General features: G+C 39.1%; 15 protein-coding genes. 6 read left to right on the top strand and 9 right to left on the bottom strand.

Going from position 1 to position 17531, the window contains the following annotated elements:
* Window positions 1-19: 19 nt before the first annotated feature.
* On the top strand, window positions 20-850 hold the full coding sequence (locus NHB35_RS03365; RefSeq protein WP_353432992.1) for a GGDEF domain-containing protein: 831 nt from the start codon (window positions 20-22) through the stop codon (window positions 848-850).
* Window positions 851-856: 6 nt separating this feature from the next.
* On the opposite strand, the gene NHB35_RS03360 is transcribed toward NHB35_RS03365, so the two are convergent.
* The gene (locus NHB35_RS03360) at window positions 857-1798 is read right to left on the bottom strand and encodes a hypothetical protein (protein WP_353432991.1); all 942 of its coding nucleotides are present in this window, start codon (window positions 1796-1798) and stop codon (window positions 857-859) included.
* Window positions 1795-3060, bottom strand: a complete 1266-nt coding sequence (locus NHB35_RS03355; protein WP_353432990.1) for a glycosyltransferase — start codon at window positions 3058-3060, stop codon at window positions 1795-1797. Before NHB35_RS03355 ends, NHB35_RS03360 begins: the two co-directional genes overlap by 4 nt.
* Before the next feature lie 924 nt (window positions 3061-3984).
* Here NHB35_RS03355 and NHB35_RS03350 point away from each other — a divergent pair.
* The gene (locus tag NHB35_RS03350; RefSeq protein WP_353432989.1) at window positions 3985-5112 is read left to right on the top strand and encodes a hypothetical protein; all 1128 of its coding nucleotides are present in this window, start codon (window positions 3985-3987) and stop codon (window positions 5110-5112) included.
* Window positions 5113-5173: 61 nt separating this feature from the next.
* Window positions 5174-6475 carry a hypothetical protein gene (locus NHB35_RS03345; RefSeq protein WP_353432988.1) on the top strand — a complete coding sequence of 434 codons (1302 nt, stop codon included), beginning with the start codon at window positions 5174-5176 and terminating at the stop codon, window positions 6473-6475.
* Window positions 6476-6631: 156 nt separating this feature from the next.
* Here NHB35_RS03345 and NHB35_RS03340 read toward each other — a convergent pair whose 3' ends face one another.
* Entirely contained in the window at window positions 6632-7432 is an 801-nt protein-coding gene (locus NHB35_RS03340) for a hypothetical protein (protein WP_353432987.1), read from the bottom strand.
* A gap of 98 nt (window positions 7433-7530) precedes the next feature.
* Here NHB35_RS03340 and NHB35_RS03335 point away from each other — a divergent pair, with 98 nt between their 5' ends.
* From NHB35_RS03335 to NHB35_RS03325, 3 genes are read left to right on the top strand one after another with little or no spacing between them, the layout of a single operon-like run.
* Window positions 7531-8406: a hypothetical protein gene (locus tag NHB35_RS03335; protein WP_353432986.1), complete on the top strand. Its 876-nt coding sequence runs from the start codon at window positions 7531-7533 to the stop codon at window positions 8404-8406.
* A 7-nt stretch (window positions 8407-8413) separates the two neighbouring features.
* Window positions 8414-9811: a TAXI family TRAP transporter solute-binding subunit gene (locus NHB35_RS03330; protein ID WP_353432985.1), complete on the top strand. Its 1398-nt coding sequence runs from the start codon at window positions 8414-8416 to the stop codon at window positions 9809-9811.
* Entirely contained in the window at window positions 9786-10169 is a 384-nt protein-coding gene (locus tag NHB35_RS03325; RefSeq protein ID WP_353432984.1) for a DUF202 domain-containing protein, read from the top strand. Before NHB35_RS03330 ends, NHB35_RS03325 begins: the two co-directional genes overlap by 26 nt.
* A gap of 40 nt (window positions 10170-10209) precedes the next feature.
* Here the strand turns inward: NHB35_RS03325 and NHB35_RS03320 are convergent, their stop codons facing one another.
* The 6 genes from NHB35_RS03320 to NHB35_RS03295 all read right to left on the bottom strand — a co-directional run bounded on the left by NHB35_RS03320 (window position 10210) and on the right by NHB35_RS03295 (window position 17526).
* Complete coding sequence (locus NHB35_RS03320; protein ID WP_353432983.1) at window positions 10210-11508, bottom strand: hypothetical protein; 1299 nt, start codon at window positions 11506-11508, stop codon at window positions 10210-10212.
* Window positions 11509-11606: 98 nt separating this feature from the next.
* Window positions 11607-12074 carry a GNAT family N-acetyltransferase gene (locus NHB35_RS03315; RefSeq protein ID WP_353432982.1) on the bottom strand — a complete coding sequence of 156 codons (468 nt, stop codon included), beginning with the start codon at window positions 12072-12074 and terminating at the stop codon, window positions 11607-11609.
* A 106-nt stretch (window positions 12075-12180) separates the two neighbouring features.
* Window positions 12181-13674, bottom strand: a complete 1494-nt coding sequence (locus NHB35_RS03310) for a DUF4331 family protein (protein ID WP_353432981.1) — start codon at window positions 13672-13674, stop codon at window positions 12181-12183.
* Between the two features lie 13 nt (window positions 13675-13687).
* Window positions 13688-15481, bottom strand: a complete 1794-nt coding sequence (locus tag NHB35_RS03305; protein ID WP_353432980.1) for a di-heme-cytochrome C peroxidase — start codon at window positions 15479-15481, stop codon at window positions 13688-13690.
* Window positions 15482-15802: 321 nt separating this feature from the next.
* Complete coding sequence (locus tag NHB35_RS03300; RefSeq protein ID WP_353432979.1) at window positions 15803-16633, bottom strand: DUF2306 domain-containing protein; 831 nt, start codon at window positions 16631-16633, stop codon at window positions 15803-15805.
* 626 nt (window positions 16634-17259) lie between these two features.
* Window positions 17260-17526 carry a heavy-metal-associated domain-containing protein gene (locus tag NHB35_RS03295; protein WP_353432978.1) on the bottom strand — a complete coding sequence of 89 codons (267 nt, stop codon included), beginning with the start codon at window positions 17524-17526 and terminating at the stop codon, window positions 17260-17262.
* Window positions 17527-17531: the final 5 nt, after the last annotated feature.

Below are 17531 nucleotides of genomic sequence, written 5' to 3'. Positions count from 1 at the left end.
AAATTAAATCAATCATTACATGGGCTTTATGGGCATATTTGCTTTATTTTTATATTCTCTATCTTTTATAACGCAAGCAGGAACAGCTTTCTTTTCCTTTTTGCTAGCAATCAAATCGCCGACAAGGTACAAGTGGGGCTGGCTTTTTCTATGCCTTGGTTTAACTTTAATGTTAGGGCGAAGAATTAGCCCTATTTTTTCCATATTAGAAACTAATCACTTCAATATGACAGATGCCATTCTTTCCTTGACAATCTCAGCCTCGCTTTTAATTGGAACTATTGGCATTCACAAACTAATGTCTCAAGTAAACACTGAGAATCAATTAATGTCGATCCTCTCTCAACTTGATCCACTAACCAATTGCTTAAGTCGTACAGAAACTTTATACCAGTTATCTAATGAAATTAAGAGATCCCAGAGAACAAAAAAACCTTTCGCTGTACTTGAGTTAGATATCGACCACTTTAAGCTTATCAATGATGAACACGGCCACAATATCGGCGACGAAGTACTTCACTCATTGGCTACTTATATTAGAAGTCTATTGCGCAGTAATGATCACTTTGGGCGTGTGGGTGGAGAGGAGTTCATTATTATTCTTCCCGATACTGACGAGCAGCAAGCCAAGATAATCGCAGAGCGTATTAGAGAGCAGGTTGAGAGAAAAGTTGACTATAGCCTATCAAGCGTTAAGCCAATTCAGCTGACCATTAGCATTGGCATATGCATTGCTGAAATAACTGGGTCGATTACTGCTATTAATGATTTTTGCAAAGTTCTTATAAAGCAAGCAGATGAGGCAATGTATAGGGCAAAAAATAACGGCAGAAATCAAGTTGCCTTTTAGTGCAGGTTAAAAGGGAATAACTAACTCTTCCATCACATAGCGATAGAAATAATTGGGACCCAAAAATCCTGCTGATTTTCCATAGCCGGCACGAGTTTTAAAGTAATAATCATTTGATGCTACAGGGCTTGTGGCCGCCAACTCATAGAGCTGAGTCGTGGTACTTGGGTCTTGATTGACAGTTTGACGGCCAACTCCAGCCGTGCCATTAATCATCCACCCTTCGTAACGCTTCCTAAAGCCAAAAGCGATCATAGTTTCGCTATATTCGGATGGATTGAAATAGTTGTTTGGTACGGCAGTATTCGTATCTCGATACTGCCTGTAACGCAATTGAGCCGTAAGCCCATACTCAGGAACTAAATCATAGATTAATTTAGCTTTAGCAGTTGGCCTGGTATTAGTATCTGAAAAATACATATTCCCACCCATCAGCACCACCGACAGACGATCAATGATTTTTTGCTCAATGCTGATAGCGGGAAAAGTGTAATAAATCCCATTATTCAGCGAGTTTTGAGTTTCAACTCGATCCCTAAATAACAAAGCCTCCACGATTGTCGTACTTGTTGCCTGCAGACTATATGAGCTATCAGTTGCAAGTAACTTATGGCCATTTTGGAGGTTATAGCTAATGTTCGCGTTATAGCCCAATCCATTTTTAGAATCAATTGCTTTAGTTAGCAATGTATAAACTTCTGCCGAAGAATCCCAAGATCCTTGCGTAAAGTAATTATGTTGATAGTTAATGCCGGTATATTTTTCACCATTACTATACAAAGGCATATATCCAGCGCGATATTTATAAGTCGAAAATCCCTCACTATCCGATGCTATATATGCATTAGGAATTGAAATCGCCTGCGTTGGAGTACTTTGTTGTGCTAGGACAGATCCACTTGCCAAGCTAAGGAAAAAATATGTAAAACTTTTCAGGACGCGGCTCATTTCGTGCCCCATGATTTTTTAAGATTAAAAAATTCAGAGAAGTATCCATACACACATGCAGGCTGAAGTATTAAGCCGTAAGCAAATACATAAAATATAAATCCAAACCAATTGGTTCGAATATGAAGATGCTCACTCTCAAACATCTTTTTGCCTCTGATGTACATGAGCCAATTTAATGATGCAGCCATTGGCAGCAAGAACAAGGTCATGGGACCAACTATCCAATAAATTCCAAAACACGCCAAAATCAGCCCTGGAATAAATCCAAAGGTATAGGCAATATCCATCAATGGGAACATCGTATTCCACCAAACATATAAGGTGGTTAATCGAAGCCTAAACAACAATAACGGATTTTCCTTAAATGCCTCAATCAACCCTCTGGACCAACGCTGTCGCTGTTTAACAAACTTCTTAAGGGTGTTAGGGCAATCCGTAAATACAAGTGCATCCTCGGCGTGACCAATCCGATAACCACGATTAAGCATCTTCCAGGTTAATACAATGTCTTCGCCAACCATCTCCGGCCAACCACCAAGCTCTAATAAGACTTTTCTGTCATAGAGAGAAAAAGCCCCCTGCGCGACCAATGTGCCTTGAAATAAAGATTGAATTCTTTTAACGCTAGCAATGCCTAAGAAATAATCCCATTCTTGCGCCTTTGTGATCCAATTTTCACGTGAATTTCGTATCAGTATTTCACCGGCTACTGCTTTTGTATCAGAGGGATCGGACAAATATCGCCCAACTAGGTTGCGAATTCCATCTTTGAATACATAACCGTCAGCATCAATCGTAATAACTATATCTGTAGTTGCATGACTCAGGCCGTGATTAAGTGCAGAAGCCTTTCCTCCATTATGCTGTAAATAAATTAATTCAATATTTGAGTTATTTGCAGCAATACTGCGAACTTTATCAACTGTCCCATCTATTGAGCCATCACTTATTACGATGATTTTTATCTTCTCTGGGTATTCTTGTTTCATTAAGCTCGCCAGAGTATCTTCAATCGAATTAACTTCGTTATAAGCAGCTATTAATATTGTTACCGGTATATACCGCTGATCAGCAATTACTGGCGGACGCTTATCCAGAAGTAAAGAAATAAAAACAAAAGCATTCATAAAGCCTGGAACAATTGCGATCATCGTAATCAGAAAATACGCATATATCCCACCTATTTGATCCGCTAGATCGGAGTACCAGGGCAGAGAGAACCAAATTGACAACCCCATCCAGCTCAATGAAAAAATCAAGGCGATTGCGAATTTAAGTCTTACTGATACGTACATTTAATTGCCAATTTATTTAGGTTAATTTTTAATTCTACGCTTTTAATTTTGATTTCTATAAGAAAATCTTCCATGAGATTTAAATGGTGAAATTAGTGTCGTTTAAGCCAACACCGTATCACACGCCCACCGAAATCACTCTTAACCCTTGTATTGCTTGACGAATTGATTAATGCGATCTTTTACCACTCTAAGAGTCAAGCAGGTAAACCCAACTGATCCATAAGGTAACACCAAAAAGTTCAAAATCCGACCTACAGATTCGAACTTTGCACCAAAATGCAATCGCACACTCAATCGCACAGTGACTTTTTGACCCTACAAACTATTGATTTATATGAGGTTTTGAAGACCCACGACTTCTTTTAATCCGTTGGTCGCGAGTTCGAATCTCGCCCGACCCACCAGTTATAAAAAAGCCCCTTGAGTAATCTAGGGGCTTTTTCTTTTGGGTTCGGCAAAAGTGGTGACTGCTGACGACAATAGATGATCTTGTGAATCGTTATGGATTAGGATGGCGGACGCTGGTTGACCGTGAGTATCTCAAGAGACTTGCAAGTGTCGCGTTTCCGGACACTTGTAGCTTAACTTCAGATTTAAGTAAGGTCGACCACTCGGTTTGTCAGGTAATCCGACAAATGTGATTTTGTGCGATAAAAACTCACTTAATCTAGAAACTGTGTATTTTTGACGTAATTGCGGTATCTTACATATCAGTCAAGGCTCAAACAATAGGCCAGAGACTAAATTTTGTACTCTGAAAAAAAATTTGACCGAGTAGAAACTTTATAATCTAAAGAACTAAATAGCCAGCATCAGAGAGCAATCCAAAGCACCAATTTATAAGCTCGGATTTAAAACGTTATTAAAAATTTGGCAAAGCAAATAATGGATAGAAGACAGTTTTTGGGTGGAACTATTGGGACGAGCCTAGCAATAGGCGGTTTATTAAGACTTTCAACAACTAACGCAGCTCCAAAATCTCAAATACAAGAAGAATATTCAGTCATTTCTTTTACTGATGGCGATATAGCAGTAAATAATCATCTTAGCTCTTTGGCTCGCTTATATCGAACCTTTGATGCGCAACCAACCAATTTAGTAATATCTGGCGCGATAATCAATGGAGAGCTAGTTAACTCTCAATTTTTGGGGGATTATTCATCCCTAGATCGCCTTTCCAATCTCTCAGAAAAAGTTTTGCTTAACAATTCAAAGTCCGCAACTGCCTATATTCAGGCCGCTCAAATTTCTGGGTCAATGCATCTATTTGATGTCTGTAAAGAGTATTTGCGCAGATCTAAGCTTCTAAACGGCAATCTCAATGAAATTCAGCAAGTTCAAATGAGTGTTCTACAAGCTACCGCGCGAGATCAACAGGAGGTCCTGATATTTCGAGAAGAAAGAGCGCAGGCCTCAGAATCTCCTGAAGAATCAATACCATATGCTGCCCTACTTGCCGATATGGGCCAGATTGAAAAAGCTAATTCAATCTATCTCCAGGCTTTAAACTATAGACACAAAAATCCATCACCTTTCATTCCAGCCTGGATTTGCTTTCAATTGGGAATGCTGTGGGGAGAAATAGCCAAGCCTAGCAATAAAGATCTCGCATCCTCTTGGTATGCAAAAGCAATTTCCTACATGCCTAAGTACACAAAAGCAAGACTCCATCAAGCGGAAATTTATATGGCTTCCGGCAAAAATGATTTAGCCCTAAAAATATTACAGCCAGCACTTGGGAGCACAGACCCTGAAGTTAGCTGGAGAATTTCTGAAATTTATGCAGCAAAAAATCAACCAAAATTTTCTGCGCAATATCTTCAATTAGCGAAAACACTGTTCACAAGCCTTCTTGACAGATATCCGCTAGCTTTTGCTGATCATGCTGTTGAATTCTATGTGGGATCAGGCAATAATCCCAGCAAAGCATATGAACTTGCGCTTCTCAATTATCAAAATAGACCGACTGGGCGTGCAGCTAATTTATTACAAAATACGAAAAAACATCTTTAGCGCCATATCAAATCATTATGACGTTCTAAGTGCAATTACTAACCTATTACTAATCACTTAAATGAAAAAACTTCTTTCATTATCTATTATCGGCATCCTATCTGGATGTGTATCAACTCAATCAGCAAACTTCAGAGACACATCCTCAGCTTATCGCGAAGTTGTTGAGCAATATGCCAATGACAATATTCTCCTAAATATTGTCCGCGCCTCGAAAGATATGCCAATGAGCTTTCTGGACATCCCGTCTGTAGTAGGAAGCGGTAGTTATACGGGCACTGCTGGCATTAACGCATCTACCACCCTAGCTAATGCCCAGTCTCCGATACAGCCTGCAGCAGGAATACTGCCAAGCAACTCAACAATATATGGCAGCTCGCTTGGCATGGCCGTTAATAATTCTTTTACCTTTACTCAATCCTCTTTGGATAATGCTCACTTTATGAGCAAGTTTCTAGAAGATGTTCCACCAGAAACAATCCGTTTTTATGGAAGCCAAAAAAATCTTCCCAGACCAGCTATGTTGCTGCTTCTTATTGATAATATTGAGATAAGGACTATTGATAATGAAGAGGTAGCCTGGTGGACCAATGATCCACGCAGCAAAGACTACAAAGAGTTTCAATTTCTTCTGGATGTATTGCTCGATGCCGGGCTTACAGTCGAGGCTCACCCAAACAAGCAACCCCTTGGCCCTCCCATCAGCGAGAAAGAGTTTGTTGCAAACTATCAAAAATATGTCGAACTCATTAAAGATACCGCCAATCAATCTGGTATTAGTCTTGAAAAGATTACTATAGATGGCAAGGCGCATCATCAGTTATACAAAATAAATACAGCCACGAGATTTTGCATTAATAAATATAAGTCAGAGAACTTATTTGGGAAAAAATTAGGTAAATCTTCATATTGCACAGACTCCCCAATTCCTCAAGAAAAATTAGGCAAAAAAGAATATTCAGGCTTTTTATCCGAAATCCTAAACGAACGAAATCCTCGCAATAAAGAGCTTGAATTGCGGATCAAGTTGAGATCTACGGGGAATATTTTTGATTACCTAGGAAATGCATTGATTGCACAATATCAAGATCCATCGCGACTAGTAATGGTTACATCAAAAGATGTTTCTACCTATAAACCCAATTATGGTGATCCTGCGATTTCAGTACCATTATTTAAGGTATATAAAAATGGTAACCTTGATGATGCAATTTCAAAGGTTACTTATAGATCAGATGTCTATTACATCAAGGATGATGATGGAAGCTATACAAAGTCAGTTTTTGAGTTTCTCGCAACAATGCTGACGCTCTCTAAGCGCATTAACTCGATTCCACCATCTCCGACAATACTCGTTAGATAAATATTTCCAATTTTTTACTCGAATTGCTAATGGAGGGGGCGGAATGGAAAGTCATGCAAACCATTGAACTCTAGTACCGCTGGAGATATTCATACCATACCGTAATCACCTATATAGGCCCCAGCTCTCATGGATATGCCCTTCTTATGCTAATACTTATTGAGTTGGAAATTGACTCAATATACTTTCATAGGCTTTTTGAATTGGCTCAGAGGAAGTAACCGTATCTCCAATATAGGGTAGATCAATAATTACTATCGCACTGAACATCAGAGTGAGCATGATTATCTGTATGGTTAATGCAATAATCCTAACTCTAGTAGCCTCAATAAGCCTTAAACTGCAAATCAGAATGACGCCAATAATACTTATAAGACTAACAATATAAAAAGTATCTGGAAGATTGCTTTGTACATTGTAATTTCGATTATTGCGCAACTCAGCAACCTTATCCGCCTGCTCTAACACCTTGCTATAAACAACATTGTCCTTAATCGCTCCAGAGCCAATTTGATCCAATGCATTAAAAAGATTTCTTAACGCAAGGGATGTTTTTTGACTCCCCTGACCATCTTTTAAAACGGGCCATTCGTCTTGGAGTATAGATTTTGTATATTCCAGTAGATACTTTCGCGATTCGAGAGCCGGAGGTGACCCCTCAAGAACCAGCATCCTGTCTAGACCCCTAATTGCAGCAGCCTCCTTAGATACTCCACTCTCTAACTCTGAGACAGTGGTCATGGCCAAAACGAGGACAAATCCAAGGACGACATAGCCGCCAGACATGGTATTTTGCGTCGCAGTATCCAATATGTCTGGATCGTAGTTACTTAAACCAAAACGCTTTTGATAACGCCTGAAAAGGTATGCAATCAAAAAAAGGGTTGCACACGACAGGATTGGGAAAATGAATAAAAGAGCGCCATCAGAAAGAAGATGGAAATAAGTTTTAAACATATAAGAACTGGCCTGTCATCTAAATTCTTAGTATTTTAAAGTACTTCAATCAAAATATAATAACTACAAATATAGAGTTTAATTAAGAAAAATCGAAAATGTCCAAGAATTACATTCTTTTACCGCCAAAAATTTCCCACAATATGATTTTGCGAAGATCAAACATCTACATTGTTGAGGGTGAAGTTCAGGTTTTGAAAGCGGCAAGCCTGAGGGCAGAAGATGGCGCCAAGATTTATTTAGTTAATGGAATGTTCAGAAAAAGTCGCTTAAAGCGATCTGCCCTCATTTTTAACCAAGGATCTTCTTTTAAATTTATCAATTTGACTATTAGTGCTGCTGACAAGAGTTATAAAACAATAAAATTAGCGGACAACGGTGGCGTATGGTTCTTGGGAACAAAAAATGCCGCTTCTAAAGACTCCATCAAGATTGCAAAAAAAATGAAAATCCCTTTCTCCTCATTTACAGGCAAAAAGTTGAGCCTACGATATCTAGGAAAAGAGGATGGGCAATCATCAATTAATGAAGATATAGATGGCATCTCAATACTTGGCGTTGATAAACACGAGTGGAATATAAGCTCAGTCTCTAGTAATTATTCGGGCGATGATGGATTGGATTTAACAAACTCCCATATTTCACTCAATTCACTTGACATTAAAAATCCAGCAGAAGATGCCATAAACCTCTCAAGCAGTAGATTAGAGATACATAAAAGTTTAAAAATATGCTCGCCAAAAAATGGGATTAAAGACAGAGATTTATTCGATTTTGAGTCGGATGACGGGGCCTCCTACCTTGAGCTTTACAGGGGTACATCAGTTAATATAGAAGGCGTCTTTGGCGACCAATTAAATATTTATTCCCAGGATATGCCAATACCAATCACCAAAGGCGAAAATGAACGAACTTATAAATTTAATAAAAAATTGAAAAATAGCGCATTAATTTTCACAATTGATAAAGATTAGGTAAATCATGAAATTTGGCGCCAAAACCCAATCAGATGAAATTAAACATTACTTTAAGCATTTTTTTGCAAAAGAAAAAAAGGGGTGGATAAAGTTAGTTTTATTTTTCAATATCTACATTCCCCTCCTCATCATTGGATTAATCACGCTAATCTTGTACGTGAATCCACTTCCACCCAAAACAGCATATCTTGCTGTTGGGCAAGATGGCTCCTCATCCCAGGAAATTGCAAAAAGTTTTCAAACCTATTTTCAGAAAAATGGCATCAATCTTGAATTAGTTGGCACTAATGGCCTTACTGCTGGACTAAAAGGACTGTATTCAGATGAATCAAAAATTAACGCAAGTTTTTTAACGGTAGGCTCTGCTACCGAAGAAGAGTATCCAGGCCTAGTTTCATTGGGAAGCGTTCAATTTGCTCCAATATGGATCTTTTATAAAGGGGGCGCCCCTACAGGTAGCGATCCATTTAAATATCTACAAGGCAAAAAGATTTCTATTGGCACGCCGGGTACCGCTACTAATATCCTATTTCAAAAGTTAAATAAAGTAAGTATCAAAACCCCAATATCAAACGATTTATTGGAGCTTCCACATAAGGAGGGGGCTGAACTTCTTAAGCAAGGAAAAATAGATGCTCTCTTTATTGTGGATAGCACTCAATCTGAAACTATTAAGCATCTACTTAGCGATGCATCCATCAAAATTGCTGACTTTAGCTTAGCGGACGCCTATCTGAAGAAATTGCCATTCTTACAAAAACTTGTAATCCCGAAGGGATCTCGCAGCATTGAAAATGTTGACCCCCCACATGACATCACAATACTGGCATCAACCACAAATCTTTTAGTAGAGAAAAATTCTCACCGAGCTATTCAATGGGGATTTATTTTGGCCGCAAAAGAATATAGCCGCACAGCAGGCACATTTTTTTCGGACCCCGGATTTTTTCCTAGAGACATAGATAACAATTTTCCGCTCAGCCCCATAGCGGAACATTATTATAGGGATGGAACACCTTCACTCTTTGGATACCTTCCAATTTGGATTGCAAGCCTTCTTGACAGCATTTGGATTTACATTCTTGCATTTTTTGCACTAATTCTTCCAGCATTTAAGCTTTTGAATTCCCTTAGACTCTTCCCGTCAGAGGGCTTAATGGAAAAATATTTTGTAGAGACAAGAATATTGGACGAGGCTGTCTTAGCAGCAAATACTAAGGAGCAACTTTTAGAAGTTATTAAGGAAATTAACGCTCAAGAATTACGTATTTACGATATGTATCTATTTGGGAAAAATGCTCGGTTTTATTTCAACCAAAAAAATGCTATCAATTCTGTGCGGTCATCTGCAAACTCTAAATTAATAGCATTTGAAAATGAATCAAAATCAGCCTCAACTTGACAATCCACAAGTTTTCTTTGCTGCCGAACGCACTCTACTCGCATGGCAAAGATCCTCGATCTCATTCATTGCATTAGGATTTGTAATTGAACGCTTTGGACTCTTTATCAGGTTTCTAAAGCTATCCAATGATTTTGATGCATCAAGCATTCAATTATCAGCCATCGTAGGGATTATATTTATTGGCATCGGCTCAACAATCTGCCTGCTCACGGCAATTCAATACCAGCTTTTTCTAAAAACGCTTTCCCCAAGAGAGATACCAAGCCGATACTTCGCTCAGCTTGCGCCAATAGTTAGCTACCTTATCTTTTTTATTGCTACTGGCCTAGGCACATGGCTGGGATTCTCAAGCTAAATAGATCTAAAAGGAACAATAAACATGCTGACTATTAAAGTTACCTCACAAGAACTGCAGGAGATGCAGGTATTGATCCCGGAACCTTTGCCATAGTGAGCAAAATAGAAAGGTATTCGATCACAATTTTCGAGTAAGAATCATCATCATCGCTTATGGCATAAATATCGCCACGATACTTGACGCTCGCCACAGGGTTAATTGATGAATTATTTTTATAAACTTTTAAGAGCGGGGTTGGCTCTTTATAAGCATCATAGTAACTTTGCAATAAATTTCGAGACGGATAAATTAAAACATCTTTTGGGGGTGTTTTTTGCTGCACAAGCATCACGCTACCCAAATAGTCAAAAACATTACCAACCGATCGTAATTTTATATTGATCTTCATATCCTTTAAATCACGACTACGCTCTTTATACATATTCGAGACGCTTGAATAATTCATTTCCGAGACATCATCTACGGCTGAGGTCTCACAATATGAGGCTTCATGGAAAAAATTGTCATAGAGTCTTTTTGCCTCATGCTTATTTACACACATAACTGAATAAGGTGTATTTTTGAATAATTGATAAGAAATGCTACTACCTTTAGATTTCTTAACCACCTCAATAGATCCCTTAACTATATTGTCAATTAAGGCATTATTCATACCTCTTGAATAAGCAAGATATTCAGCCTGACTCATTGGAGGAGTAATTGGTGTAGATTGAGTTCTGCTCTCAGCACGCAATCCAACCTCAATAAGTAACAATAGAGCCTCTTGAAATTTCTGATAATGAGGAGCCATTGGGTCATTTACAAAACGCAGTACTTTTTCACCATCGGGACTCACGAGCTCAATTTTGTCTATTAACAGTGAATATTCAACTGTTCTGGGCCTTAATCTTTCGGTTCCCTTGTAGTCAACATATTCAATAGGCATCTCCTTCAAAAATGCCAACATAAATGAACTGTTATCAAGCGAAGATTGAGTAAAAGTAAAGCCATTGTTTATTGACATTCCTAGTGAGCCAGAGGTATTTGAAGAATCAGTTGCTGTATTCGCAGCAGAAAAAAATCCTCCAACAGAGGCTGGGGCCTTGCTATAGACATCTGTTCCAATACCGGCACTAACTGTCATACTTCCAGAACCCACTACAGAGGGTATATCGAGGAAGCTAAGAGGCATATTATTAGATGCCCTCACGATGTTTAATAAAATGTTATCTGTACTGTATTGCTCCACAACCTCACGATATGCCGATGACATTTCTTTAAAACTGCTACTTCTAGTATTAGCGCAACCTGAAATAGCAAGCAATACAACAAGTTGTATCAATAGAAATATACGCATAAAGAATAAACCCAGATAGTGATTAAGCTAGAAATTACATCAATCTTACTAGAATAAATTAGCTTCTTAGTAAATTTACTCAATAGAAAATTAGGAACCTAAAGCTTCAGTTTCATATATAGCCAATAAGGCAATAAGCGAGGGGGAGGCTCTGCCCCATCATATGGATCGCAGAACTGAAATCCATTGGAGATATAAAGAGATTGCGCATCCCTCATGAAAATCCCCGTATCTAAATTTAATACAGGAAAATGAAAATCTCTAGCTTCATCAATAATTTTTTCAAGCATTGCCCTGCCAAAACCCTTACCCCTACTACTTGGTTTTGTATAGAGCCTGACTATCTCGCCATGCCCATTAGGTAGTTTACGCAATCCCCCCATCGCAACAGCTTGATCACCCTCAATTAGTAAACGATACACAGATCTAATTTCGTTTTTAGGAACGATCTTATTCATTGACAATTGAATATATTCATCTAAAGGTATACCAACTACATCCTCAATGGAGAAATTGCAAACATCAAGAATCTGTTTATCCATCCACAGAAAATAATCTTTTGTCATTTCAATAGCGTATTCAGACCAGACTGAACTATTGGCGTCGACAAAATAATAAGAATTCACAAAAAAGATCCAAAAAAAATATTAAAACCTTACCAATAGTAGAGCTCTATTTATTAATACGAATTCCTCTTAAGAACAATAAACCTGCATTCATCCAAGTAATTAATTCTTGCCTAACAAATATCTCCCCCTGCCCAGCAGGAAGGTAATTAACTTTCCAAACTAATTTGCTACCTTTAATGGCAGGTAAAACCATAAGAACGCCTGTCAAAGTGCTAACTGGCATACCACTAATCAGCTCATACTTAAGAGTCTTAATGGAGTCATCTTTAGTCAACATACGCTCGACAATCACCCTTCCATCGGTCAAGATCATTGTTCTAATAGCATCAGGACCGGTGCCGGTTGAGTTGACTTCAGCAATCAACGAATTCCAGGAGGCGGAAAAGTTTCCAACAATTTTCCACAGCTGCGACTCACTTAAATTGAGCTCCACAGACTTTTCAATTGTTAGTAAAGCGGTATTTGGAGCGGCAAGATATGGGAATTTAATTTCAGCCTTCTTGGTTGCTTGGGTTGCTGGACTCTGTAGGAAAGGACCACTATCTCGATTGATCATCCAGGTAAGTAAAATATCCACAGCATTACAATCCAGCGTTCGCCCACCGCCTGTTGTGTGCTTCCTCCCGTTTATTACACTCTTCTCAATTTCAAGATTACTGTTGTCTGTAGTTTTTTTAGATACATCTATAAGCAAAAAGTCATTTAAGAAAATGTTCACATTTGCATTTAAATCTTCCTCAGACCAATCCCTCTTTCCGTCTTTCATGTCCCAAATTCGAAAGTGCTTCTTAAGTCGCTCGCGAAATAACGGAAGCACCACAGGATCTACGCCGTAGGGAGTTTGTTGATTCCACAAGTCGAGTAAATTTACATCGCCAGGAATGGTAATGAGATAGTTAGCTAGCTCAGGTCTTCCGGCCCAATCAAATCTGGGTATGGCATTCAAATTAGGTGTTTTATCTACTGGCGACGACTCGCCAACTACGCCAAAAAGAGAACCAAGCTCGGGATGTAATACTGATCTTGTGTTGAACTCAATCACCAACGCTAGAACATTGTCATCTTGCGTTAAATTCGAGCCGCCTCTTAACGTTGGTTCGTTGTACCAACCAATGAAAAAAGGATCCGATCTAAGGCCGGCATAAACTCGAATTTTTCCATCATATGTTGAAGAGCCTCGAATATCGCCGACTCGAATTTTTAGTGTCGTGCCATCGGGCAACATGCATGTGCCCATCTGAACTAAAGATCCATCATCAGGAGTTCGCTCAAGACTCTCAAATTTAAATCTAAAACATATCTCACTGCCTACCGAACTAAATGCGGCTTTTTTCTCAATGCCATCAATTTGAACTCTTTTTAAAATTGCAGTGTAGTAAGCGGCATTCGAGAACCATGCATTCTGCCCGGCCCCTGGAAAAACGTTTATAACTATTACAGTATTGCTGGGATCTTCAGGGCTAGTGAAGGCATATATATCCGTCAGATCAATGGACGGATCCGCCATTGATCTTGGGCCGTCAACATGATCTGACATAAAAGATCCGAATTTAGTATGGGTGCTTAAAGTTAAACCAGGTAGGATCCTGAGAGGCAATACTTGGCTTCTCAGGCCCTCCAAAAGGCGTTACCCTTCCAGCAACTTCCGGGATAGATTTCAGGTACTCAATGATTGCATAACGCTGTACGTCAGTTAACTTTGGTCCAATGACACCTGGCCCCGGTCTAGACTCAAATGAATGTCCTGAGTTAGAGTTACCCACTAGGCGGGTATCCATTAAGAACTTCCCTGAGGTACCAGTTGTATCTACACCAAGCTTTACTGGATCAAACTCCCTTCCAACATAGAATGTTTTTGACCTTTGAGAGGCGGGCAGTAACAATTCATAAATGTTTGGCACAGAGCCATTATGTAGAAATGGCGCATTAGACCAACTTCCATCACGAGGTGCGGCCTTCAAACTGTTGAAAGGTGGCTTTAACTTTGGATCATCACCAAAAAATGTGTAGCCATTTGCATCAAGAATTTCAGCCTTAGACGTAATGCCAGCTGTTTTCAAAGATAATTCAATCATTGTTGGCTCAAATGCATTAAAGAAATCACCGGTATTAACGATTGGCTTACCATCGAAATATTGGGCTAAATGACGAGTCAACATTGTTGGTTTTGGATCAAACATAACTGATTGAAAATGGGTTTTATCAGTTCCAATTACGTCAATAGGCACCATTGCATTTTCAATAAAGCGCTTTCCTTCTTTTCTAGCTTCACTCCAGCGATATGGATAGCTTGAATGACATTCCTGGCAGTATTGCTTGAAGTATTTTGCCCCCTCCTTGACCTTGCGACCATCAAGCGCACCTAAGTCAGCTTGAGGCCATTGTGGTGGCGCCAATTTCCTAAGAAGACTCTCAATTTTGAGGATAGACTTAATATCAGTTGTAGTTTCAAATGAAACCTTGCCAGTGGGATTTTGCTCTAAGCTATATCTTGCAAAAACACCTAGAGATTCACTAAAGTTACGAATGAGCGGGTTATCCTGAATGCCGCTATATTCCACCCAAGCTGAATGTGGGGTATTCCATAAAACTGGCGGCTTTACTGGTGCAATTGCCGGACGAGTGTTCTCATGAATTCCCGTCTTTACAGCTGCAAAAGTATTATTTTCCTGAATAAAAGCATCCGTTCTTCCTGGACCCGGATTAAATGGAACCACAAATGAATTTGTGATCTGAAGACGAACGTTTTCCGCATCGACCTTAAGTCGACCTCTTAAATCATTTTCGGATACTTTTGATCTTGAGTTAACTCTAGCGTAAAGGGCATCAAATTTACTAGGATTATTTAAGGCGGCATCTAGGGACTTAGATAAAGTTGAAATCCATAAATACAGCTCAAAGCGATTTGCCAATCCACCATCAATTCGAATTTGTCGACCTTTATATTGAACTTGTCCAGTATGGCAGGCGGCGCAAGTTAAACCTGCGTACTCACCCTTATATCTACCAGATGAAACGACAGACTTAGCTATGCCGATTGGCAAGCCGTCAGGGTTATATTCAGCATCAACACCATCATGCAAAAGACCAAATTTATCGGTTTGTGCAATAGAGTTAAATAACTCCTTAGAGTCCGGTAACTCTAAGGCAAGATATATGTCATATGAAAGCAACGCAGATCCCTGGGGAGCCCAGTAAAAAAAAGATCTTTGCTTCGCGGTCCACCCTTGATTTAAATAAATAACCGGGTTAATTGAACTAGCATCAGCAGCGAAGGCGATTTCGGCAAAAAAAAGGGGGGATAAAAGGCAAGCAAGAATGCATTTGAGCTTCGAGGTGCGCATATATAACCTTAAATAATTTACTATAATGATTATATTGACCAATCATTAAACCTTAAAAAATACCTACTGAGTCAAATACTCACCTTATCCGCAATTAGCCTAGCGCTAATTCATCTAAAGCTATATCCAGAAATCTGGCTTAAAGCTCCATAATGAGTAATCAAAAAATATCTAACTTCGCCATTTTGACATGTGGAATCAAAAATTAACGGAAAGTGAAATGAAACAAGATTACACAAAGAAAAATCAAAGGCTTAAGATTGAATAATTACTAAAGCCCAGTAATAAGCCCCCCGTTGTTTATAAAGGGATATGAATTATTCAAGCACCAAAAAGACTTCCGATCGGTCCACCCCAAGAAGTAGCCAAGAAATAGTAGGTTTCCCTGCATATTAGCAGCCCAGTTATCAAACAAATCGCAGTGCCAGAAAAACTCCAAAAGGAATGCACCGCACCCTTTCTTTTTCTAATGACAATTTCAGCGACCATTAGCGGAATAACAAAAAATGCAAAATCCATAAAATAATCTAAAGGTCCCGAAAAATTAACGCCCAAACCCCATCCTCCCAAAGTAGTATGAATGAATCCATAACCCATTCGATAAATCCAAGAGCCTAAAACGAGGGCAAATAATCTGATCGCCCATTGACGATGAAGCTCAAATTGACGAAGTAATGCATACCTAACAGTCTGGACTGATCCAAGCATCATTAAAATTCCATAAAGCGCGAACCCAACAAGCATTGGAGTTCCACCTGCCGCCCCCCAAACAGCCAAGAAAACTACTCCACCTAACCCGGTCACAAAAGCAGATAATGTGTAAAACAATCCTGTCCAACGATGAAAGTCTGTAAAACGCTTTCGAATAGTTTCGCTAAATTGAATTGGCCCCATGATCAGCAAAAGACTGCCAAAAAAGAAATGCGAGATCATTCCCGTCATTGCCGCTGGTTTCGTTGGACTGTACAGCTGAGGCAGGACACTATTCCATGCCTCCACTGCACTTAATGTGTTAGCCAGAATATAGAAAGCAAATATATATAAAGCGAATGAAATACCGCTTACCCAACTTGTTATGACTAAAAATAACAGGCTTGCCTTGTATATTGAACTCTCGCTTGACTGATTACTTCCCTGAATAAGGTTGTCCACTATCGTTCCTTAGAATAAAGTTAATTAATTATAATTTTTTTATATTAACCCAACCTATTTGAACAAAAACAAAAAATCTTTATGGGGTAAACCTTAATAAATACATACCACCCCTCCGAAAAGAGTCACAAACTTTGCAAATTCTTTTTCTTACTGATTGTACCGGCCTTAATTCATCAAAAAGTTCGGGGCTCAATCAATACGTTGAACTTACTGTAAAGCTCATAAAAATTAATACGCAGACGCTAAAACAGTAGCGGCTATATTTCAAGCCACTATCTGATAAAAACTACCTCTTAATGAACCTGCCTGGTCTATCTAGTTTATTGAATAAACCAATATCAGAACCTTTATGCTCTCTAAGTAAGCTCAGAAAGATAGCTAATGTTGAAGGCACTGGAGATCTATTGAATGGCAATTAGCAGCAATGGTGAGATGCCGAATTGAGACTCGACATCTCAAGGCAACTCAAGAGACATACAAGTGTCCGGAAACGCGACACTTTATCAATACGTTTGTCGGCTAACTCGACAAACTAATGTAGAAGCCACTTTAACCCAAATCCGGTCTATGGATCTGACCGGGACTGAGGATACTTAACTCAGCCCTGGCCTTCCCAAGGCGAATTAAGAACAAGAGCAACCGCCACCACAGTCTCCGCCCTGTTTAGCTTGAGGCGCACCACCGGAATCTAATTGCGCTGGATAACCGTCCTCTTTTAATGCCGCAATTAAATCATCTGACTTATCCGTAGTTCTAGTTATTTTGACTTTGCCGGCGGCTAAATCAACGACTAAATCCTCAACGCCATCTAATGATTTAAGAGCATTGGTCACATGCTTAACGCATGAGCCACATGTCATACCACTCACACTTAAATTAATTTCACTCATTTCAA

Source organism: Polynucleobacter sp. MWH-UH23A (assembly GCF_040409805.1).
GTDB lineage: Bacteria > Pseudomonadota > Gammaproteobacteria > Burkholderiales > Burkholderiaceae > Polynucleobacter.
This window is presented reverse-complemented; position numbering and strand designations above follow the sequence as displayed.